The sequence below is a fragment of the Pantoea sp. GbtcB22 genome, assembly GCF_019091025.1.
GTDB lineage: Bacteria > Pseudomonadota > Gammaproteobacteria > Enterobacterales > Enterobacteriaceae > Pantoea > Pantoea leporis.
Map to the genome: position 1 here is coordinate 1 of NZ_JAGXKB010000172.1, position 275 is coordinate 275.

The following is a 275-nucleotide window of genomic DNA, read 5'->3' on the forward strand; positions in this document are numbered from 1 at the left end:
GATCGCGCGACAGACCAACTTCGCGGCTTGGCTTTGACCGTAGCAAGAACGCTCGATCCGTCTGCCATCGTCGTCGGAGGCTCGCTTCCCGACTGGCTTATTAGCGAAATTGTCAATCGGCTCGGTTCTCTGGAGACCCTCGGAGAAGATTTTTTCGTAGAGCCACCGGAAATCCGGAAATCGGAACTAAGCGAAGCCCCTCATCTGGGAGCAGCCACGATCCCGCTCTATCGTGCGACAACGCCAAGCTATTATTCCGGCAGGGCACTCAAAGG

Annotated in this window: 1 protein-coding gene; it reads left to right on the forward strand. The window is 56.4% G+C overall.

The window, feature by feature from the left end:
• On the forward strand, nt 1-275 hold a 275-nt coding region (locus KVT28_RS25090), incomplete at both ends, for a hypothetical protein (protein ID WP_217550872.1).